Here is a 21,618-nt window from a genome sequence, read left to right as displayed (position 1 = left end):
TCGGAAGGCCTCGGCCACTATCCGGGCACCGACGCGCCGCGCCCTCCCACCACGGCTGCTGCGTCGCCTACACCCTCATCTGGGAAGAGCCCGTTTGTGGTCTATGCCGCCGAAGTGGGATACGGCTATGTGGGTGACGAGTACTGGACCACCTTCTCGTCGTTGACGCCTCACTGGACGAGCCAGGAACGGTCGATGATCCGGGAATGGTTTGAGTTGTTCCACGACCGTTACGGTGGTGCTCGCCCGACTGGTGCCTGGGCGAACCACTTTACGATCATATCGTGGCCTATTACGCATGCCGTCCTGCCGGTCTACCTGCAACGGCACCTTGCCCAGCTACTGTTTGATTTCAGAGGCGCTCTTACATCAGAACTTTTGGATGATCCCCGCGCCCTCGGCACCCGTCTTGCCCAGAGGGCGACGAATTACACAGAGCGGTTCCGCATCTTCTGCGAAAACAATACGTTGGTCGGGCAGGTAGCTGCTGCTCTGCTCTCCGGAGAGAACGAGCCAACATCATATCTCACAGGCCCGACGCTGGCGCGCCTTGTCGAGGGACTTTCTGAGGAGCAACAGGCACGCCGCTGGCTAAAAATGGCTCGTGCATCGGCCACTCGCTTGCGAGGTTTCCGCTCGGGTGGATCAGCCGCTGCCGTCAACACGACTGCCAAACGTCTGCCTCACGCCACAGATCCCCGACTCGTTCTGCGCCGCGACGGCGCTTGGAACGCCTACGCCGAGTTACCCGATTTGACCGGACCCAGCGCTGGCTTACCCAAGGTTTATGACCAATTACGGGTGTCACGTGTCTCGGTGAATGGCGGTGCACGTTCCATCCCACCAAGCGGCCTGCTCTATCCGGGGCAGGAAGTATGCCTTGTGCGGTGGCCACGGCCCGATCAGCCTTTTCTTCAGCTTGAACGCGGAGATGTTGAGATCAACCGCCTCTTATCCGAGTGGTGCGTCATTACGAAGGGACCATGGTGGCTGTTCCGTCACCAAAGCACGGGGCTCGCCATAGAGGTCAAGGGCAAGTTCGTTCGTCCTGGGCACCAGTACGTGCTCGTCGGATCCGACACTATCGATAAACCTCCGGTGCCGTGGTGCGCCGAGACCGCTATCGGTGCGAAGGGCATCAGGGCCTATGAGCTCTCGGTGCCGCCGCGCCTCAGCGAAAGTGAGGAGTCTGCCCTCCTTGCGGCAGAACTCTCTGTCGTTTCGCACGTAGCCATTCGTCCGGTCGGCATCGTCGCCAGCGCCTGGGACGGCGAAGGAGAAGCCGAGTGGCTGGCAGGTGAGCCAGCCCTGCTTGGCATCAAATCCGATCTCGTACTTCGACGCGCCCGCATTGTGGTCGATGGGGCGGTCTATTTCCTTGAGTGGACACCTGGCGAGCCCGAGTTACTGTTTGTGCTCGAAGGACTCACCGTTGGCACCCACGAACTCAACGTCGCTCTTCTCAGCCACGATGACCGCCAGATTGCATCCGGATCGCTAATGGCCACTATTCGCGATCCTCAGGTGCGGCCTCAGGGCGCCACTATGGGCGAAGGCATTCGCCTACTCGCGACTCCCTCCCGTCCCACGCTGGCGGAGTTGTGGGATGACCGCGCCGTTGTCACCATCGACGGCCCTGTCGGTACGGAGGCGGACCTCCGAGTCACGCTCCTCGACGGCCAGGGTGCCGTATTGACAGAACTTCACAGCACCCTGCGGTTGCCGATAGACAAAGCAGGTTGGCGGACGACAGCCAAGGCTGTTCGCACCGATCAGCGATTCAGCGACGCCTACGACGCGGCTGAATCATGTGCCCTTGCCGTCACCCGTGATGGCGTTGGATTCGCCGCACTAACCTGCGAGCGCGGCTTCCAACCCCTGCGCTGGCGCTTCTCACGTAACCACGATGGCGACGCAGTTGCCACACTCATTGATCAGGCTGACGGGGGCAGCACAACCTTAGCCTTTTATGATGTCGAGGCACCGCTCACCGCGGTGCAGATGAACCCGGCTAAGCCGTTCACTGTGCCCCCGCATGGCGGACTGGTCATCGCCAGATCAGGTGACGCCGTCGCCGCTACCATCCTGCCAACCAACCCGAACGCTGTGATAAACATGCCGCCGGCGCGCCCTGTCGTCACGTCGCAGTCCAATTCCGTCCGGGAGGTGCTGCATCTGGCCGAGGGCCACCAGCGCTGGATCGATGCTGCTCTCCCGGCGGACGCCTTTGCCGCCTATGAACGGCAGACCGTCGGTGATGCCATCGCCCAGGCGATTGGAATGCTCATCGGCGGCAGCCACTGGGCTGCTATTGAGCGCAAGCTGGCACATGCGCAGGAAAAGGCCGACTACCTTGGTGACATGCAGAATACAGTCGGCGTCTCGACCGAGCATAAAGCACTGGCGTCGACCATTGCCTTTAGTCTTTACAAATGGCTTAAACCCGAGGACCTGTTGCGAGGTTTCTACGACGCCATCACCCCCAGCTTGGCTGATTACGGCATTTCCGGCAAGCCGGCAGCATCACGCTTCCTCCTGTTACTCGCTGGGCGACCTGGCCACATCACCGAGTGGAAACCCGAAGACGCCTCTTTCATCCTAGAGAGAGTGTTGAAGTCGCCCGTGCTCTACCGAGCAGCGCGTTTCGCTGTACTTGGCACCCGCGCCCTTAACGACGCCGAAGGCGTGGAACGGAGCTTCTGATGAAACTGACCAAGCTGACAGTTGAGGACGCTTCGACCGTTGCCGTAGCGGCACTGGGGCTGGACACGGACGCCATTGACCTGTCTTCGCCCGAAGGCCTGGCAACTTCACTACGCCGGGCGGCCTCCTTCATGTGCCCGACCAGTCCTGGGCGCTTGGTGGACGCCGTGCTGGGAGCCCTGAAGCCGTTGCACGGGGACGAGCTGAAACGCGATGACCTCGTGGATCTACTCGATCATCTCGTGGCGTCGGGCGACTTACTCGAACTGCGTCAGGAGAGCGGGCGCTGGACTCGATTGCTGTATCTGGGACCGCCGTCCTACATTGAACGAGTGCCGGGCATCTACCTCCTCATGGGGGTGCGTCCCTTCGGGGCACCGCTCATTGGAGACGAACTAGCCGAGGCCATTGAGTACGAGGGACACACACGTACCCTGACTGCCGACTCAGACGGAGAACTGCGCTCGCGGGGGCTTCACCGGGTATCTATGGACAGTTGGGTGTCCAGCCCGAGCCCGGAGAGGGCAGCAGAGTTCATCGGACGGCACCGGGCGCGCCTAGACGTGGCAGCTGAAGGGGGCCAACTCGACGGGCTGTTGTTGCTCGATCCCTCATCTGAGGTCCGCTACTACCGGGGACGGTGGCGGCCACCTTGCCCGACTGACACCGGTGACTTCGTGGCGCGCAGGCCACAGGCCTACGGCGCGGACCTGTGGTGCCTCGTCCGCTTCCGAGCCGGGGAATCGCAGCGACTCATCGATTTCCCGGTGAACGATCCGGTCGTGCCAGGTCGGGATGAGGCTTGGCGTTACCAAGCGGCGGTAGACTCGCTGCGCGGCGCAGCGCAGCAGTTCCGTCTTCGTCGTGGCTTCGGTTCGAGCGCGTGCTTGACCATCGACTTCTTCTCGCCGCTGCCCGCTTTTGCAGAGCGCTACGTTCAGTTGGTCGGCCTCGCACTGCGCAAGACCCCAGGAACACTCTTTTCGTTCCGACTGCCCGCAGAAGCAGTCGGGGATGTGAGGGCCTTTCTGGCTGACATGCTTTGGATGACGGAGACGGAGGACAGCAGTGGTGACTGAAGTGCCCACGATCGCGGAAACAATCGACGAAATCCAGGCCGCTCTACGGGACTACATCGAGGCGACGTACCACGTAGGGCACCCGACGATCATTGAACAGCGCCGCCAACTCCTCACGACGGAGGGCGTCCTGTTCAGGGCACCATACATCGAGAGCACACCGCGATACCAGACCAACCGTCGATTTGCCGAGCTTGACCTCGATCCTCAGGTGCGTGCGCTACTCGGGCAACTCACTCAGAAAATGGGCGATCTTGACAAACTACTGTATGACCCGCCGTATACGCACCAGGCCGAGGCGCTGGAGTGGGCGTCGCGGGATGGCAAGAGCCTCGCGATCACGACTGGCACCGGTTCGGGTAAGACAGAGTCGTTCCTGCTGCCGATGCTGGCCAAGCTAGCAACTGAGGCTGCACACCACCCATCCTCGTTCGCAGCACCGGCTGTTCGTACCCTGATCCTCTACCCGATGAACGCGCTGGTGAACGACCAACTCGGACGCCTTCGGCTACTGCTCGGTGATCCGCGCGTAACGACCCAGTTCAACGCGTGGGCCGGACGACCGGCGCGATTCGCACGCTATACCAGCCGCACGCTATACCCGGGCGTGCGAACGGTCAAAAAGGATCAGCAACGGCTCGGCTCCATCGCGGACTTCTACCTGCTGCTCATCGACCTCGCTTCGGACCCCGCCGCACCGGGGCACACCCAAGCTAAGGCACTCAAAAAACAACTGCAAGAACGCGGGAAGTGGCCCGCTAAGCCAGATCTCAAGGGCTGGTTTGGGCCGACGGGGAGCCATTGGAAGGACCCCAAGACGGGCGAGTTCGTTCGGGCAGTAACACGTCCGCAGGACCCAGAGTTGCTCACGCGACATGAAGTCCTACAGGCGCCGCCAGATGTACTCATCACCAACTACTCAATGCTGGAGTACATGCTCATGCGGCCGTTGGAACGGCCGGTCTTCGACCACACGCGCCAATGGCTTGCCGAGAACCCGGAAGAGAAGTTTCTCCTGGTGGTCGATGAAGCGCATCTCTACCGGGGAGCGGCCGGAGCAGAAGTCGCCCTGCTGCTCCGACGCCTACGCTCACGGCTTGGCATCGCCTCTGAGCGCCTGCAGGTCATCACCACCAGTGCCAGCTTCAGTACCCCGGAACACGCTCTCTCTTTCTCGGCGCAACTCACCGGCAAAAACCGCGATGACTTCCGAACGGTGACCAGTGAGTGGGCGCTCCGCAGCAGAGCCTCCACCGGTTCGGGAGACGATGCGGCGTTGCTAGCCTCCGTCCCTTTGGAGGAGTTCTACGCCGGAAACACTGACGCTGATCGGACAGCCGCCATCTCCAGCTTCCTCAGCGAGCGAGTCGTCTCTGACCGCCACCGCAGCGTCGGTGCACTATTGCACGATGCGCTCGGTTCCTATGAACCGATGAATCTACTGGTTAATGAAACGATGCAGAAGGCCCAACCTGTCAGCGAACTCGGCAAGATCATCTTCCCGGGGGTCGCAGCGTCGCTTGCTGCCAAAGCCGTGACGACGCTGGTTTCGCTGGGGAGCGCAGCCCGACGAAGCCCAAGCGAGGCGGGTTTGCTGCCATGCCGCGTCCACGCATTCTTCCGCGGACTGCCCGGGCTCTGGGCGTGCCTAGACCCCGAGTGTAGCGCCCTGGATCGAAGCAACCTTCCACCAGGCCGTGGCCCCATCGGGAAGCTCTACGCACAGCCACAAGCCACCTGCGATTGTGGGGCACGCATTTTCGAGTTCTACACCTGTCGGCACTGCGGCGCAGCGTATGCGCGGGCCTACACAGATAATCTGCAGGATCCATCCTTTCTCTGGCACGAGCAAGGTGGCGCCTTCCAGTCCGCAAGCGGATCGGTCGCTGAGTTGTTCCCATTGGACCTCCTGCTCGAGGAACCGTCCCCAGAGAAGCAGGTTGAAGTCGCCGAAATCGACCTTGTGACGGGCCGGCTCAACCCGCCAAAGACACCCGTGCGGGGACGAACCGTTTTCATGCCTAAGTTTCGGAATGGCGAGACTGTCACGAGTGACGAAGAGGGTGGTGATGCCGATGACCATGCTAGGGCCAACGGTGAGTTCAAACCATGCGGCGTATGTGGACAAGTGGCTGGTTTCGGGCGGTCCTCAGTGCAGAACCATCAGACCAAGGGTGACCAGCCGTTTGAAGCATTGGTGGCGCGGCAGATTGAGGTCCAGCCACCCAGTGCACCGTACTCGGACTTCGCACCGCTTCGCGGTCGTAAGGTTTTAGTCTTTTCTGACTCGCGGCAGGTCGCCGCACGGCTGGCACCCAATCTACAATCCTACTCAATGCGCGACGTGATCCGCCCCCTCATTTTGAAAGGTTGGATGGACCTCGCCGCGCAACCAGGGGTCGGGCGACAGTTGAATCTGGAGCGGCTATACCTTGCCGTCACGGTGGCTGCCAAGGAGCTCAAGGTGCGTCTGCGTCCTGAACTGCGACAAGCAGAGTCCCTGCACGTCCTACAAGAAGTCGGCACGGCGATCGACCGTGGTGCTTTGTCAGGCGATGAAGATGCACGGTCGGAACTCTTGATGCTGACAGCGCGTCCGCCACAGTCCTTGCTTCGGGCCATGTATGCCGCGCTGACCGACAAGTATTACGGCCTAGCTTCGCTCGGGCTGGCTTCTCTACGTGAGAAGGCCAGCCTAACTGATGATCTATTGGCTCAGCTACCCGCCATTCCCGGGGTGGCTGAGACGGCCGAGGAGCGCCTGACGCTGCTCAGACTGTGGCTCGCTCAGTGGGCGACCCCGGCGCGAGGTATCTGGTTTCCCTCAATGACACAAGAGTGGTGGCAGCAGAAGGGCGGCGTCAAGCCGCATTCTGGGAAATTCCAGACCATTGACCGCTGGCTCGGCACCCCGGCTGCCAAGAAGGCATTCAAGAATTCCTGGCTACCTACGATCCTGCCGAGATTCTGTGAAGCCATGGGGAGCAAGTACCGACTGCTGGCCGGCAACGTCGCCCTCGAGGTTGGCGGGCTCTGGGGCTACTGCGAGCGCTGCCGCTTCACCCAACGGCCTTTTCCTGGGTCAACCAAGTGCGTTAGCTGCGGCGCCGATAGAGTGCGCACGCTTGACCCTGAGGTCGATGAGGTGTTCAAAGCGCGCAAGGGCTATTACCGGGAAAGTGCCGAGCGTGCTCTGAAGACTCCGGACAAGCCAATCATGAGTATCATCGCGGCCGAGCACACGGCACAGCTCAACGCCGCCCAGTCCGATGCCGTCTTCTCCCGAGCTGAAGAATACGAGTTGCTCTTTCAGGATGTCAACGTTGGTCTGCCTCGACCAGGCGAGCGAGAACGGGCGGCAATCGATGTGCTGTCTTGCACAACCACGATGGAGGTTGGAATCGACATTGGAAGCCTGTCCGGAGTGGCTCTGCGAAACATGCCGCCGTCACGGGCCAACTACCAGCAGCGGGCCGGTCGAGCGGGACGTCGCGGCAATGCAGTGGCGACTGTCGTCGCCTTTGGAGGCGCCGATACTCATGACGACCACTATTTCCGGAACCCCGACCTCATGATCCGTGGCGAAGTGGACGATCCAACCCTGACCCTAGACAACGACGAGATCGCCCGTCGCCATGTCATCGCCTATCTGTTGCAGCGCTACAACCAGGATCGCCTGCCGCAGATCGCGCCGGAAGATCAGCCACAACTGTTCGAAGTCCTTGGTACCGTGCGTGGCTTCACCGGGACTACGTCGCCGCTCAACCGCACCGACTTCGAAGAGTGGCTGAACCGCCATCGCGCGTCGCTCATCGCGGACGTGGATGCTTGGTTGCCGACCGAGCTCAAGCGCGAAGACCGCCAGGAGATCCTTGGCCACCTTGTGACGCGGACCCTTAGCGAGATCGATAAGGCCCTCGACCTCGAACCGACAGGAACTCTGTCCGAGCCAGAGGTCGGGGACGTTGCTCCGCAGGATGTTGAGGTGGAAGGAGGAGATGCCGGTGAGGACGGAGCCGAACTCCCGAGTGAGCTACGCAGCCAAACGAACCTGCTCGATCGGCTTCTCTACAAAGGGGTCCTACCACGCTACGCGTTCCCAACGGACGTCGCTTCATTTCATGTTTTCGATCGCGACAAGTCCGAACCGTTCCACACCGAATTCCGCTATGCGCCGAGTCAAGGACTACCCATCGCGCTCAGCCAGTACGCGCCGGGCAAGGTCGTTTGGATTGATAACAAGGAGTGGACCTCCGGGGCCATCTACGCGCCGATACGCAAGGAACTTTTTCAGGCCTGGCGTGACAAGCGACTGTACTTCGAATGTCAGGTCTGCCACTACGCCAAACTCTTCCCATACGAAGAGGCAGAACGGGGCAAAGTGCGAAAGTGCCCGGCGTGTGGGGCGGAGGGCAAGTTCGGTGAGGCAAAGAACTGGATGCGCCCACCTGGATTTGCCCACCGCGTGGGTGAGGACCCGGGGACCAGCCCCGACGATGCGCCTGCCAACAGCTACGCCACTCGGGCCAAGTTGGTCGCCGAAGGCCCTGAGGAGGACACTGCCTGGGATCATGTCACTGATCGGCTGGAGCAGATCTATCGCCGAGATAGGCTGCTGGTCACCAACACCGGACCGGGAAACGAGGGCTACACGTACTGCACACGATGCGGCTTGATCGAGCCGACGAAAGGTGCAACTGGCATTGTGTTGGGACCTCACCCGAAGCCTTACCCAGATGAGCGCCATCCCGATTGCCTGGGATCAGCCTCGACTCGGGGACTGGTCTTGGGAACTGATTTTATCTCCGACGTGCTGTTGGTGCGTCTGAAGGTCGAGAATCCGATCACGCTGCGGCCTGAGTTGCTTTCCACTCAAGTGGCGCTCAGAACGGTTGCAGAGGCACTAACCATCGCAGCGGCCGGCGAACTGGACATCGATGCCAGCGAGCTTCAAGCCGAATTCCGACCGGCATTGACACCTGCCGGGAACCATGGTCTGGAGGCCGAGATTTACCTCTATGACACTCTGCCCGGAGGAGCAGGCTTCACACGCCGCGTATATGGCTACGGCATTTCTATCTTTAGGAAGGCCTTGGAACGTCTCGAGAACTGTCCGGCGGACTGCGACGCATCCTGCTACCGCTGCCTGCGAAGCTTTCGCAACCGTTTCGAGCACGGATTGCTGGACCGCAAGGTGGGCGCGGCACTCCTCAGGTATGTGCTGGACGGCACAATGCCAACGTTGGGCGCTGAACGCATCAGTCAATCGATTGACAGACTTCTGGCCGATCTCCAATGCCGAGAAATCGAAGGCATCGAGTTTTTCAGAGATCATCCGGTTGTCGTCTCCGGGTTAGGAACTATCACTGCCCCCATTTTGGCTAGAGGCAAGGGACGCGACTATATCTTCTATGTCCAGAGTCCGCTGACGCGCGACCAGCCGCCCACGCGAGAGCTCTGGGACGCGAAGGAATTCGACGGTGTCTCCGTCTATCCGGTCGATGACATGGTGGTAATGCGCAATCTCCCCGTGGCCACCAATCAGGTGCTGGAGCGGCTGATTTGACGAAACCGCGAGTCTTCGAGACTAACATCACCTCTGGATAGGTGCTACTCGTTCATCAGTTGTCGGCGTGGAGTTATTCTTCACTCTCTCAAAGAGGCCACCGTGTGAGTACCGAGCACGATGACCTTGTTCGCGCCTGGGATAGCGTCGCCACGTGAGTCGAAGTGGTCGACGCCGCCGCGACTGCCGTCCCTGCCGCCGCGAAGCGATTCTGTCACCCTGCTCGACGAGGTAATCGTTGCGGCGCTTACGAGTACGTCCGCAGTACTTAAGCTGGCAAAGTTACGCTCAGATCTCGTGCGGGGCAGCGCGGGTTGTGCTGTCCGGCAAGGCTTCGTCGTCCTTTGGCAACGGAACCCGTGCGCCGTGACGGACAGGACGTACGAGGCTGTTCTGGCGCATGTTCTCCTGCACTCGTTCCTGGGCCGCGCGTCGCCGCCCCCATCGCTCGAGCCACCACTGTGCCACGGACTCGCCGGTATCGCGGGGTTCGGGATCGAAAAGATAGACCGGATCTGGGTCAATGCCGAGCGCGAAGTCACGGAGGTTCTCAACCAGTGGTACACCGTAGAGGATGCGTTTACGCCCGTGTCTCAATAATTCGTTTGTCGGCCAACCGAGTGCGGCCAGGCCGAGCCGAACTTTACGCAGGCGAGGACTGACCCCTTCACCGAAGATGCTGTTCACGCGTATTCGGTCTCCACTGAGTTCGGATAGACGTACCAGCGCCTGAACCGTAGCGTCGGAGAAATGTGATGTGCCAAATGACCGGGAGTGTCCCAATTCGTAGAACCCCATGCGGACGTCGCCAGCCCCCCCCATCACTGAAGCCGGCCAGAACAATCGATTGTATTGGCTGGAGCCCGTGCCATAGAGCGAGGTTGTGCCGACGAAAGCTAACCGGGCGTCGCGAGTGATCGGCCGTCCTGCCATCGCCGAGGCAATCTCGCTGGGGCGCGAATACTTGGCACGGTAAGCGGCGAGCGTAATGGGTGACACAGCAAGCGCGCCGACTAACTTACCCGCCGCTAATGAACTGTATGGCGCGATTGCCCCACACACCGTCAGATCGGCGATGACAGTGCCGACTCGTTCGCCACGAGCATGTCGGACCAGCCGCCCTATCTGTACCTTGGCCTTCGGGTCGTCAAGTGCTCGACGTAGGCCCATGGCCGTTGGCCTCGGGGTGAGATAAGTACCGAGCACTCCTTGGACTTCAAGTGTCTCGGCGAGTAGGGCTGATCGCTTCGACCGAAAGAGGTCGGTTTCGGCCCGAGCAACCCATGCGTCACTCTCGATGCTTCGGATTTTGCTGATCCGAGTGCCTTGGTAATGCTTAGCTCGGTGGCGCTTGGCATCCGCGCGGAGCCGCGCAATCACGTCCTGCGTGGGGTTCTTCAGGTCGTTTGGCTGCAGCAGGCCGTCGCGGAGCAGATCGTCCACATATATCTCAGAGCACTGAGCTTGGATGCGGTGCGCGAGCCAGCGGGCGATCTTGTCAGTAGGATTAGCTTGGAGCGCTTCCACGAAGTGCTTGGTGTCCCATTGCAACCAGCCGTCACGATCTGCGATCTGGACGATGGGACTGGAAATTGCGGCCAACCCGATGACCGAGTGATACTCGGTTGCCGCGTCACGGATCAGGATCGGCATGGACCGTCCGGGGACCGTCGAGTAGGCATTCGACCAGGTATGGCGGAAGTAGCGCCAGATGTCGTGCAGTTTGAAGCCGGTAAGCTCGCAAGTGCTTGTACCGTCCACGATTTGCACGTATGGCTGGATCGTGTGGGTCGCTCTGGGGTCTGCTTCGAGAGCATCAGCAAGTTCTCGTCCGTCTCGCATCAAGTTGAAGATCGACACGAGATGACCACCGTGGGGATGACCGTGCTCCATGCCTTCGATGAAGCGACGGACGCTGGGCTGTCGAAGTTGGGCGTCGCGGCGAAGGTGCTCTTGCCTGCGGACGCGAGCCTTTTCTGTGTCTCGATCCCCGTCGACGTGTGGAGGGCTAAGCAGAGGGACCTGTTTGTCGCCTCGCACGGTCCATCCCTGGTCGACGAGATCGAGAACTGTACGGGCAGCGGCGGCCAGTAGGGGCTTGTTGTAAAGGTCTCTAATCCCGGCCGCTCTGAACCAGATGCTTGGATTCATCTGCACTTCCGGGTCGAGGTGGGCGTGGACCAATAGCCTGCACAGACGAGTGAATGCCCTTCGTTCTGAGGCGCTTGCAGCGGCGGGGAGCGTGAGTGGGATAGACTTGGTGTCTTTTCCGGTCATGACTTCTGGAGCATCCGTCGGTATGTACTGCTCCATGCCTGTATCAAGTCGTTCAGCGGCTGTCCGGCTCGCTCCAACTGGACGGCGCTGCGAGCGAACGACAATAGGAACAACTCAATCGATGTGCGGAGTTGTTCTGCCACAGTCCCACATTCGAGTGCTTGGAGGGGCTGGTAGAGCGCAGCGAAAGCAGGATGGTCAGCGTTGAGCGTCAGGTCGAGCGTTCGCTGAGCCAGCGTTGATTGGAACATCACGTCCATCGGGAGGACGTCAGACCCCAACCGGTACTGGATTGCGCCACCTCGTCCGCGTGAGGTGATTACGGGAAGATCGGAGTCAGCTGCGGCCGCTATGCGGCATGAAGCCTCAGATACTGCTTGGAGCTTCACATTTTCAAAGGCTTGACGTACACGCGCGTTAAGGAGTCGAGCGATTGACTCCAGTTCGGGTTCAATGGCCTCACGCAACGTTGCAGAGGGGCGTATCCCTTGTTTGTTGTTCGTGATGCCGAAATGCTCATCAAGACTAGGTTCGAACTCGATCTCACAGCGCCACCAGTCATCGTAGTTTTCCTTACGCTTCCTCCCCATGAGGTGCCAGCCTCTGGCGATCTCACGCCCGGCGCGCAGAATGGATACCCCACCACCACCAACAATGCCGAGCCTGCGCTTCGTCACACTGTCGAGGTGATGCCAGCGCTGCAGGGGTAGCGTTGCGAACCGTACCTTGACGAAGGAGGTGCCGCCTTCGGTGGTCTCTAACTCGTACTGGAGTTCATCGAAAGCAAGCCGTGCCGTAGCGCCCTCGATCTTTGTCGTGAGTAGCATCGGATCGACCGCAATGACGGGCACCCCGTTGATCGTGATGTTCAGGCCGGCCACGAGAAAACGTCGGTACATCCGCCCCAGGTCACGGTGGAGCGACTTTCCAAGCCAAGCGAGTCGACGGTATTCAATACGATCGCACTGTATCCAGCGGACGCGGCACCCAGATTCACTGGTACTGTGGGCTCCACGATGGGCAACAAGCGTCGGACCGCTCCCAGCCACAATGGCATCGACGTCCAAGGCGACGGTGCTCTCGTACCCGCCGCTCTGCCAAGAGGTGACCTCTACGCGGCGCGCTTGGCTGAGACTGGCTGCTGGTAGCCCCATCCCAAATCGACCGAATGACTGGCGCGCGTCGAAACGCGACGAACCTCCGAAGCGCAGGCAAAACTCCAATTCAGCCTTGGACATGCCGGTTCCGTTGTCCTCGACCACAATTTCGGGAAACGCGTCCGCCGTATCGCGGCTGATTGTGACGGACACATCCGTGGCTGTCGCCTGCAGGGAGTTATCAATCAGTTCCGCCAACGCCGTGGCGATATTGAGATATCCGGACTCGCGTACGGCTCGGATGAAGTTCGACGAGACGAGGAGATCGTCGGCTCGGGTGGCCTGCGTGCTCATGCTCCTCCTGACATCTGTGTGAGCGTCCCTACATCTAGAGTAGCTGCTCGCGGCTGCCTCTCGCACGTCGTCGAGAGCACCTGGGTCCGCCATATGGCTTGGCTCGTATGGCTCTATGGTTGCCACAGCGGGCAAGAACTAGCATGACGATGCTGGTCGGGCCCATGATGAGGAACTTGAGAGCGTTCCACGTACCCCAGAGGACGACGAGGTTCAGCCATCCTGGGCCGCCGTTGGCGAACAGACTGGTGCAGGTGCTCGCGACGAGCAGGTACGGGAGAGCGAGCAGCATGGCGGGCGCACCCCACTTCAGGCCTCGCCTCGATCGGATCAGGTCGAGCAGGACGTTGCTGGGCATGTAGCGTCGCAGGTAGCAGCGAGCGTAGACACTCGTGGCCCAGAGCAGTCGGAACATGGTCTTGTCCTCTCGTCGCACGGATGTTGAGTGAGGCAGTGCGTCGGAGAGTGGCCGAACCGGCCTGCCCACGAGGGGCGCCATTGTGGAGGAAAAATCTGCCTCGTATTCAACTGTACGGCTCAGCGGTGACAGACGGAAGGCCTGGTCAGAGCGTCCGGCCGGCGGCGTGCCGCGGTGCGGGCCGTCGTGATGTTCTGTCACGGTCGTGGGACAGGTCGCGTAGCCGATCGACTGCAGCCCGGGCCCGCGCTGCGTCGATCTTCTGCATGTCTGTGTCGGCGGACGCTCCGAGCGGGGCGTCGCCGGTGATGCCGTAGCGGTCCCGGTAGGTGGCGATGGTGCGGGCCGCGTACCGCCAGGCTTGGGCTGCTCGTGCCTGCTTGGGCTGGGTGCCGAGTTTCATAATCCATTCGTGTTTGTCGGTGAGCGCAGCCTCGAGGAGTGCGTCGGCGCGAGTCTCGATGAGGCCACGACGCTCGGTGAGCGCCCTTCGGAACTCATCGTTCATGGTGCCGGTGGCTTCGGGGATGAGTCCGGCGATCAGGCGCGGTGCTTTGCGGGTGCGGCCGGATCCCGCCGGTCGGACGGTCGCCTTGGCGACGCGGTGGTGGAGGACGGCGGCGATGTCGTCGGCGTCACCAAATTCCCGGGCTTGCGTCAGCTGCGAGAGCAGAGTGTCGACGTCGTGGTGGTTGGCCTCGGCTCGGCGCAGTTCGGCGGTGAGTGCGCCGAACGCAGGTGAGGCGATCGCGGCGTCTTCGTCCTCATCGCTCAGACGGAGGTGCGGATAAGGGTGGCCCAGCGGTCATGTAGGGCTGCGGCGACGATGGTCTCGTATTCGGCGGCGAGTTGGCCGATGTTCGCCCAGGTGTTCTGCTCGCTGGTGATCGTCTCGTGAGCGGACTGTTCGGCGCCGTTGTGTTGGAGTACTCCGAACAGCGCCGATCGGGCGGTGGCCTCGGCGTTGTCGCCGGGGTGCGGACCAGCATGGTCCGATTCGGGCTTGTCGATGGCGACGTAGTCCATGTTCGTCTGCCGTCCGCGGGTGAGCGCGACGTACAGGTTCTCCCGCGTCATGCTCGCCTCGACCAGGACGTGCGAGGCGTCGACAGTGATGCCTGCGCCCGGTAGGAGGAGACGGCATAGCCGATGTACCCAAAACGCACTCGCCCATGATCGTGCGCGTGTGCACAGTCCCAGTCTACTGGTGACTCGGGTTATGGAACCCGGGTTCTCGCTGTAGTCGGTAGCGGTCGCCTCATCAGTATCAGTAACACTCAACCGTTCTGTGTTGCCCTTCCGACGTCAAGGGCGCGTCGAGACGTCTTGCGCTGAAGGGAACGTGACTGGCAGTAGTCCGCGCTCAGCGAAGACCTTCTTCGCGGTGAATGTCGCATTCAAAGCACGCGGGAATCCGCAGTAGACGGCTGAATGCAGGAGGGCCTCGATGATCTGTTGCGGGGTCAGCCCCACGTTCAACGCCGCGTTGATGTGAACATCAAGTTGTGGCTCGCAGCCGCCGAGGGCGGTGAGCACACCGAGGGTGACAAGTTGCCGGTCTCGGGGTTCCAGGCCTGGACGGGAGTAGATCTCCCCGAATCCCCAGGCCACGACCTGGTGAGCGAGTTCCGGGGAGATATCTTCCAGCGCGTCGATGACATTCGTACCGGCCTCTCCGTCGATTGCGTCTAGCACTCCCTTGCCGTGCTCGAAGCGTTGCTGTCGTTCGGTTTTCTCAGTCATCGTCATCCTCGTTCCTTCGGTGTGCATGGCGGGCGGCAAGGTCGTCGCGGTAGGTCGCGATCTTCGCCGCCAATGCCTTCTCGTGCGCGCGCAGCCTGGCGATCTGCTCGCGCAGACCCACTTGATGTGCTTCCAGCAACCGCAGGCGCGGTTCAGTGGTGATCGGGCCGTGTTCTCGGAGGGTCGCGTACTCACGCATCTGCGCGATCGGCATCCCCGTCTCGCGCAGACGCAGCAGGAACTTCACCCACTCCACGTCGGCTGGCGAGTACCGACGCTGATTGCCGGAGTTGCGTGCGACCGGACGGATCAGTTCAGCACGCTCGTAGTAGCGCAGGGTGTGCGCCGTGATGCCGGTCGCTGCGCTCATCTGTGCGACCGTGAGTTCCGTGTTTTCCTCTGCCACATCTACATGCTAAAAGTTAGAGCGCACTCTAAGTCAAACCCACCTATCAGGCTTCTCCGGAGCGGTGAGAATGACCGCATCGGTCGCACTCGGTTGCGCACAATCGCGTTGCGTGTGTCACAGACTGCGTTCTGGCCCGTCGCGGCCCGGATCGCGCCGGTGTGGTTCGCGGCCAAGCGGGTCAAGTTACCGCTCCCGCTGGGCTGCCCGCTGCCGCGCCTGCTCCTGCTCGGCGCGGATGGCCTTGATCCGCCGGGCGGCGTTGTTGACGGGGAGGCTGCGGAGTTCGTCAGCCTCGGTGCGGATCAGGGCAACTCTCGCTTTGGCGTCGCGAGCGTTGCGGTGGATTGATGGTGCGCATTCCGAACTGGTCGCCGCGTACCTGCTCGACTCCCAGTTCACGGGCCAGCAACGCGAACCGTTCTTGCTTGTGTCGGCGCCAGGTCATTCCTCGGTCCGTGCGCGCTGTTTCGACGATGCGAGCGGCATCAGGCACGCGGGGGTCTCTTTCCGCGTCGCCGCCTCGGCTACCCATGTGAGGAGCGTCTGGCGGGTGCGGGGCGGCTCGCTCTCCCACACGTCGCGCACTCTCAGCTCGCTGAGCCTGCGCCTGCTCCTTCGCGGCCTGGTGCTCAGCGCGGGCTTTTGCGTCTGCCGAACCTGCTGACGGTCGAGAGCTTGGCACTGGCGGTGGCTTCGCTCTCGACAGCGGCGACATAGGCCGCGCCGCCGATCTCGGCTTTCCGTACGAGCGGCCAGCGACCTCGGCACGGACCTGCTCGGCAGCATTCTGGGCCGCGTGGATCGCGGCACTGTCCTGCTCATCCTCGGCCCGGTGCGCGGCGCGTTGGGCGTCGAGGCGTGCGGCGATCTGCTCTCACCGCTCCGCCTGCCTCTGGGCACGCTCGGCCTCCCTGTCGAGACGAGCGAGTTCGTCAGTAACGAGCTGTACGGGCCCATCCGCAACAAGGCCGCGCACGGCTTTGACTGCTTGGGCGGTGGCGTGGTCGAGGCCACGGTCTGCCCGGTCGCGGTCCACCGCCTCGATGAACTGCGCCTTGGCTTCGGTCAGGTTCTTGGCAACTATGTGCAGATAGTTGGTGTCGCGGCCTCGGGTCATGCCGACGTAGATACCGGATGCGCTCGTCGCCTCCGAGAGGATCGTGTGTGAGGTGTTCATGGTTGCGGCCTTGGACGCCGTACGCGGTGGCCGCGTAGGAAAGGTGCGCATGCTCTCCCGCATCTCAGGCGGCAGGGCGACGGTGCGGGGGCTCCTGCGACAGCTGGCGGCTTCGCGGGCGTAAACGGTGCCATCCTCCATGACGTGCTGCACGATCCACTGTTGCCGATTCGTGACACCCAGCGCGGCGTCTTTCTTCCGCGTCTGGATCAAGTCACCAGCCCGATCGGCAACTCGTCGCTGCCGGTCGCGGTGATCGTGTCATCGACCTCACCACGCTCGATGCGGCCAGTACGGATGCGTTCGTTCAGCGCGGAGGCTTCGTCGTTCGTGGCGACCGTAATCGCCACATCCTCGCCCGCGTGTGCAGTGATGTGGTCGCGTGCATGCTTCTCATCAGCACGGAGGGTAACGAGCCCCATCGCGGCGAGTGGGTCGAACACTGCTCCGGGGTTCTCCCGGTTGCGCATCGCCAGCGTGAGGGCCGCGTGCTCAGCATCGGTGAAGCGGTGGAGTTCGGTCATGTCGTAGGTGCGGCCTCTGATCTGGGCGGCCATATCGAGCACACCGCCACGACCGACCGCGGGCAACTGTGCGCGGTCACCGACAAGTGCGACCGTCGCCCCCGCTTCGGCGGTGATCGTGGCGAGGGCATGGATCGCGCCCTGCTGCTTGAGCAGGGCCACCGTGTCCAGCGCCCGTCACTTCCCAGCCGCAAAGATACGCGTGCCGATCTGCATGTGGATATGCCGGTTCGGATCACCCGCCCGGGAGGTCTTTGTCGGATGCCGACGACCTGCACCCGCTCGATGAGGATGGTTTTCATCGGCCTCACGCGGCCCGACCCTGGTGACGGAGTGCTGACCGAGCTAACGCCGTATCTCCACAAGGGCGTCCTGCTGAGCCTGATCGAGGGCTTCGGAGACCTCTGGGTGGAGGGCGGCTGCGACGGAAAGGCTCTTTGCCGCGTTGATCGTCATTTCAGTGAACAACGGCGAGCCCTTCGACCTCTCGCCGGGCTCGCGCGGGGTACCCATCGACTCGCCCGTGATCGGCTCTGTCCAGTCCACCCATCCCTCGTATTCATCGGCGGTCAGGGATCGAGCGGCGGTGACCTCGCCGCGGGAGTCGAGCGTCGAGTACTCGGCCACGGCATCATCCGCACCCAGGTAGTACTCGTCCGCCCGCGAGCGATCGGCCTCGATATACCGGCGCGCGGCAGCCCCGCTGCCGTGGAACAGGATCACCCCCACCCTTCATCTGGGCCTCTCTCATGAGTCGTCTCATGAGAGAGGTGGGCACACCCCACCAACGGTGGAATACGTGCACAGTTGTTAGTCAGGATCAGACGGCTGTGGCAAGCCCTGATTCCTTCGGGGCGCTTACCGGGTGATCTAGTGCGGCGGGAATCGGTTCGAGGCCGGTACCGGCATTGCGGGGTTCGAGTGTGGCGAGGTAGTTCTCGATGGCGTTCGCGCTTTGGGTCAGCGCGGCTATGCGATCGTGGATGGTGTCGAGTTGGCGCCGCAACTCTGGGGTGACCATGGGACAGGCCCGTAGTCGCGTGCCGTCGGGCGCTGCACACGGCAACACAGTGCGGATGGACGAGAGGGTGAGCCCAGCCTCGGACAGAGCAACGATCTGCTCAGCCGTCTGCAAGTCTGCTCCGTCATAATCGCGGTAGCCGTTGAGGCCCCGTTGGGGAGTGAGTAGTCCTTCGTCCTCGTAGTAGCGCAGCATCCGGGGGGTCGTTCCCACCCGTCTGGCGAGTTCCGCGATTCGCATCATCGGTTCCTTCCAGGCTTGACCTTCACAGCACTGTCAAAGTTTAGCGTCGAACCCGTACCTCCACCAACGAACCGGAAGGGCGGGCATGGCAACGACACGGCGAACAGGGCGGGAGATCGGCGTCGAGACTGTGGGGTGGTTGTCGTTCGCGACGATGTTCATCGTCGGCACCGACACTTTCCTCGTCGCACCCCTGCTTCCCGAACTGCGAGAGCAGTTCCATGTGACCACTCAGGCGTCCGGGTGGCTGGTGAGCGCCTACGCGCTCGGCTACGCCCTATGCGCGCTGATTGCCGGCCCTATCTCGGACCGGATGGATCGCCGACGAATGCTCCTGGTCGGCATGACCGGCTTCGCTATACTCACCGCTTCCTGCGGTCTGGCATGGGGGTTCTGGTCGATGGCCGCGTTCCGGTTCCTTGCTGGCGCGGCCGCCGCACTGGCAACTCCACAGATCTGGGCATCCATCCCTCAGCTCGTACCTGCCGACCGGATCGTACGAACGATGGGCCGAGCCACTGCGGGCTTGGCGATCGCCCAGCTCGCCGGCATACCGCTGGGTGCGTTCCTCGCCGCCGCGTCGTGGCGGTTCTCCTTCTTCGCCATCAGCATCGCCGCCGCAATCGTCCTGGCGCTGCTGACGGTCTTCTTCCCGCCCGTGGCCCGGACGACAGCGCCCGTCGGCGCAGCTACCCGCGGGTATCGCGCGGTCTTGACATCCCGCCCGCTGGTAGTCGCCCTCATCGCTTACTTCGTGTTCCAGACCGGCAATTTCGCTGCCTTGTCGTTCTACGGCTCCTGGTTCGCCCGCGACTTCGGCCTGGACACCACAGGTATCGGCGTCGCCATGATCTTCATTGGAGGCGGCAACGCTGCCGGTTCTCTGTTCGGCCACCGCCTGGTCGCTCGCTGGGGTGCCTCCCGATCCCTTACCGTCGGAATAGTTGTCATGGCTGCCGGCTATCTCCTCGTCGCAGTGACCGGACTGCTTATGCCCGCCGTGGGGCTGCTGGCGATCATCATGCTTGCCGGAGGCTTTGTTTTCCCCGTCATGATGGCCACCCTCCAAGCCGGTGCAGGCCAGGCGCGCGGCACGGTGTCTTCCCTCTCGAACGTCGCCATGTACGCCGGCACCACCATCGGCGTCGGGATCGCTGGACCTGTCTTCGCCGAAACCAGCGGCTTCACCGGCGTCGCCATCCTCGCTATCACCGCCTACCTCGTCGCTCTCCTACTGTTCACCGCGGCGCGCTCGGCGCGCCCAACCTGACTGACGGTTCGCTAGAGCTCGCACCAATGCGAGTCCCCGTTCCGCAGCAGCGTTCCAATGCTCCTGTTGGGCACTCCGGGAGTGGAGAGTCCCGGTTCAACCATCACTGGGGTGATTCCGGCCGGGAGGGTTTCGAGTTCGTCGGGCAGGCCGCGAAACGGCCTTCTGACAAGTCGTGCTGCGCCAGCAGCGCGGCGCAAGCGGCACTCCCGCTGACGCACGGTTGTAGGGGCTCCCTGGCGCGCGCCTTCGCTTGGATCTCGGGGGCCACCTCCTTCGCGGGGGTGCTACCGTGACCAAACACACTCCACCCGAACCGAGCAACGGTGCTGGGTTCCAGGCCGGTACAACCGACTACGGCCTCGATACTCCGGAAGGGCTACGCGCTCTGCTGATCCGGCTTCATCAGTCCGGCCCGGGAGCGTGGCGGGATCCTGAAGCGGCCGAACTGATGCGTTACACCGCGGCCCGATACCGGCCGCTGGCCGGCAAGCACGGGCTGGACCCCTGGGAGATTGCTTCGGCAGCATTCGAGGTCATGCTCGTCCCTTCTACGCGAGAGGCTGACAATCTGTCAAGCCCTGGGTTTGTTAGAGACTCGCGTTGACCCGTTCGCCGACGGCGACGGGAGCAGGGTGGGCGGCGTAGTACGCCGTTTCAATCTCGACGGGTGGAACGTGGCCGATCTGGCCGTGCAGGCGTCGGTGGTTGAACCAGTCGATGTATTCGGCGATCGCGAACTCGAGGTCTTCGATGCTCTTCCAGGGACCGCGAATGCGGATCAGCTCCGCCTTGAAGAGCGAGGTGAACGCCTCCGCGAGAGCATTGTCATAGCTATCGCCCCGGCTTCCGACGGACGCGACTCGCCGGCGTCGGCGAGCCGCTGGGTGTAGCGGATGGCGCGATACTGGACGCCTCGGTCGCTGTGGTGGATCAGCGCGGACACGTCCCGGCCCCCGCGGGTGCGTGACCACAGGCCCCTCTTCAGTGCATCGAGGGCGAGGTCGGTGTGCAGGCTCGTGGACAGCTGCCAGCCCACCACGCGGCGGGAGAACACGTCGATCACGAACGACGCGTCGACCCAACCGGTGAACGTGCGGATATAGGTGATGTCCGCGACCCAGAGCCGGTTCGGCGCGGACGCGGTGAACTCCCGCTCGACGAGGTCAGCCGGTCGGTCTCTGGCGCCGGCTTCGTCTTTCGCGGCGTAGTAGGTCTGCGGGGCGATCGGCAGCTCCCCGCAGATCGGCTCGACCCCGAACTCATCCCTGTGCGCGCCGATGAAGCTGATCATCTGCTCTGTGGGCGGTCGAGCTCCGCCGCGAAGAAAGCCGACGCGCTGCGCAGGATCGCGTTCACCCGCCGCAGCTCACGGTTCTCCCGTTCCAACTCGATCAACCGCGCGTTCACGTCCGTCGGTGTGCCCGGCCGTGCCCCCTCATCGATCTCGGCGCGCTGCACCCAGCTGCGCAACGTGTCAACCGGGATCCCGAGCTGCTGACCGACGCGCGTACACACACCGCGGCGGCCACTGGACTCGTCGCGGGCGGCCAACACGAGCCGCACCGCACGCTCCTTCAACTCGGGCGGATACTTCTTCAAAGCAGGCATCTCCTCATCCTTCCGGGATGTTCAGAGCCTCCATCAAACCAAGAGCGAGACATACCCGGAGGCGCGGGAGAACCCGGAGGATTCGCTTGGCCTTTGGCGAATGTCTCGGACATCTACCAGCGGTGC

General features: G+C 62.5%; 17 protein-coding genes, 1 pseudogene and 1 other annotated feature. Of the genes and pseudogenes, 7 read left to right on the top strand and 11 right to left on the bottom strand.

Going from position 1 to position 21,618, the window contains the following annotated elements; all coding sequences use genetic code 11:
* The 3 genes from BMX93_RS12975 to BMX93_RS10745 form a co-directional block, all read left to right on the top strand.
* The coding region (locus BMX93_RS12975) for a hypothetical protein (protein WP_177170201.1) at positions 1-2,703 on the top strand (2,703 nt) is incomplete at its 5' end.
* Complete coding sequence (locus BMX93_RS10750; RefSeq protein ID WP_091970897.1) at positions 2,703-3,782, top strand: hypothetical protein; 1,080 nt, start codon at positions 2,703-2,705, stop codon at positions 3,780-3,782. The genes BMX93_RS12975 and BMX93_RS10750, both read left to right, overlap by 1 nt.
* Positions 3,775-9,348: a DEAD/DEAH box helicase gene (locus BMX93_RS10745; protein WP_218139322.1), complete on the top strand. Its 5,574-nt coding sequence runs from the start codon at positions 3,775-3,777 to the stop codon at positions 9,346-9,348. Before BMX93_RS10750 ends, BMX93_RS10745 begins: the two co-directional genes overlap by 8 nt.
* Positions 9,349-9,636: 288 nt before the next feature.
* Here BMX93_RS10745 and BMX93_RS10740 read toward each other — a convergent pair whose 3' ends face one another.
* Positions 9,637-11,208: a Druantia anti-phage system protein DruA gene (locus BMX93_RS10740; RefSeq protein ID WP_218139321.1), complete on the bottom strand. Its 1,572-nt coding sequence runs from the start codon at positions 11,206-11,208 to the stop codon at positions 9,637-9,639.
* Positions 11,209-11,211: 3 nt separating this feature from the next.
* On the opposite strand from BMX93_RS10740, the gene BMX93_RS13170 reads away from it, so the two are divergent.
* The gene (locus tag BMX93_RS13170; RefSeq protein ID WP_218139320.1) at positions 11,212-11,442 is read left to right on the top strand and encodes a hypothetical protein; all 231 of its coding nucleotides are present in this window, start codon (positions 11,212-11,214) and stop codon (positions 11,440-11,442) included.
* A 179-nt stretch (positions 11,443-11,621) separates the two neighbouring features.
* Here the strand turns inward: BMX93_RS13170 and BMX93_RS10735 are convergent, their stop codons facing one another.
* Both BMX93_RS10735 and BMX93_RS10725 read right to left on the bottom strand, forming a co-directional pair.
* The gene (locus BMX93_RS10735) at positions 11,622-13,076 is read right to left on the bottom strand and encodes an ATP-binding protein (RefSeq protein ID WP_091970894.1); all 1,455 of its coding nucleotides are present in this window, start codon (positions 13,074-13,076) and stop codon (positions 11,622-11,624) included.
* 563 nt (positions 13,077-13,639) lie between these two features.
* Positions 13,640-13,897 (bottom strand): hypothetical protein, encoded by a 258-nt coding sequence (locus BMX93_RS10725; protein ID WP_091970893.1) that lies wholly within the window; start codon positions 13,895-13,897, stop codon positions 13,640-13,642.
* A 9-nt stretch (positions 13,898-13,906) separates the two neighbouring features.
* On the opposite strand from BMX93_RS10725, the gene BMX93_RS10720 reads away from it, so the two are divergent.
* Positions 13,907-14,236, top strand: a complete 330-nt coding sequence (locus BMX93_RS10720; RefSeq protein WP_091970892.1) for a hypothetical protein — start codon at positions 13,907-13,909, stop codon at positions 14,234-14,236.
* 29 nt (positions 14,237-14,265) lie between these two features.
* On the opposite strand, the gene BMX93_RS10715 is transcribed toward BMX93_RS10720, so the two are convergent.
* The 3 genes from BMX93_RS10715 to BMX93_RS10705 all read right to left on the bottom strand — a co-directional run bounded on the left by BMX93_RS10715 (position 14,266) and on the right by BMX93_RS10705 (position 15,643).
* On the bottom strand, positions 14,266-14,571 hold the full coding sequence (locus tag BMX93_RS10715) for a hypothetical protein (protein WP_091970891.1): 306 nt from the start codon (positions 14,569-14,571) through the stop codon (positions 14,266-14,268).
* A gap of 228 nt (positions 14,572-14,799) precedes the next feature.
* Positions 14,800-15,237 (bottom strand): carboxymuconolactone decarboxylase family protein, encoded by a 438-nt coding sequence (locus tag BMX93_RS10710; protein WP_091970903.1) that lies wholly within the window; start codon positions 15,235-15,237, stop codon positions 14,800-14,802.
* On the bottom strand, positions 15,230-15,643 hold the full coding sequence (locus tag BMX93_RS10705; protein WP_091970890.1) for a MerR family transcriptional regulator: 414 nt from the start codon (positions 15,641-15,643) through the stop codon (positions 15,230-15,232). The genes BMX93_RS10710 and BMX93_RS10705 overlap by 8 nt, the downstream gene beginning before the upstream one ends.
* Before the next feature lie 114 nt (positions 15,644-15,757).
* Here BMX93_RS10705 and BMX93_RS13165 point away from each other — a divergent pair, with 114 nt between their 5' ends.
* On the top strand, positions 15,758-15,994 hold the full coding sequence (locus tag BMX93_RS13165; RefSeq protein WP_218139319.1) for a hypothetical protein: 237 nt from the start codon (positions 15,758-15,760) through the stop codon (positions 15,992-15,994).
* A gap of 526 nt (positions 15,995-16,520) precedes the next feature.
* Here BMX93_RS13165 and BMX93_RS13160 read toward each other — a convergent pair.
* From BMX93_RS13160 to BMX93_RS10695, 4 genes are all read right to left on the bottom strand, one after another.
* Positions 16,521-16,823 carry a hypothetical protein gene (locus BMX93_RS13160; RefSeq protein WP_218139318.1) on the bottom strand — a complete coding sequence of 101 codons (303 nt, stop codon included), beginning with the start codon at positions 16,821-16,823 and terminating at the stop codon, positions 16,521-16,523.
* Positions 16,824-17,032: 209 nt separating this feature from the next.
* Positions 17,033-17,509, bottom strand: coding sequence for an AAA family ATPase (locus BMX93_RS13155; protein WP_218139317.1), 477 nt, complete (start codon positions 17,507-17,509; stop codon positions 17,033-17,035).
* A 183-nt stretch (positions 17,510-17,692) separates the two neighbouring features.
* Complete coding sequence (locus BMX93_RS13150) at positions 17,693-18,070, bottom strand: relaxase domain-containing protein (RefSeq protein WP_218139316.1); 378 nt, start codon at positions 18,068-18,070, stop codon at positions 17,693-17,695.
* Positions 18,071-18,167: 97 nt separating this feature from the next.
* A complete protein-coding gene (locus BMX93_RS10695) occupies positions 18,168-18,611 on the bottom strand; it encodes a MerR family transcriptional regulator (protein ID WP_218139315.1) in 444 nt (147 codons plus the stop codon).
* Positions 18,612-18,696: 85 nt separating this feature from the next.
* On the opposite strand from BMX93_RS10695, the gene BMX93_RS10690 reads away from it, so the two are divergent.
* On the top strand, positions 18,697-19,881 hold the full coding sequence (locus tag BMX93_RS10690) for an MFS transporter (RefSeq protein ID WP_177170200.1): 1,185 nt from the start codon (positions 18,697-18,699) through the stop codon (positions 19,879-19,881).
* 590 nt (positions 19,882-20,471) lie between these two features.
* Here BMX93_RS10690 and BMX93_RS10680 read toward each other — a convergent pair.
* A pseudogene (locus BMX93_RS10680) lies at positions 20,472-21,492 on the bottom strand (IS3 family transposase).
* Positions 21,101-21,214, bottom strand: a sequence feature (AL1L pseudoknot). (Overlaps the previous pseudogene by 114 nt.)
* Positions 21,493-21,618: the final 126 nt, after the last annotated feature.

Source organism: Propionibacterium cyclohexanicum (genome assembly GCF_900111365.1).
Classification (GTDB): Bacteria; Actinomycetota; Actinomycetes; order Propionibacteriales; family Propionibacteriaceae; genus Propionibacterium; species Propionibacterium cyclohexanicum.
This window is presented reverse-complemented; position numbering and strand designations above follow the sequence as displayed.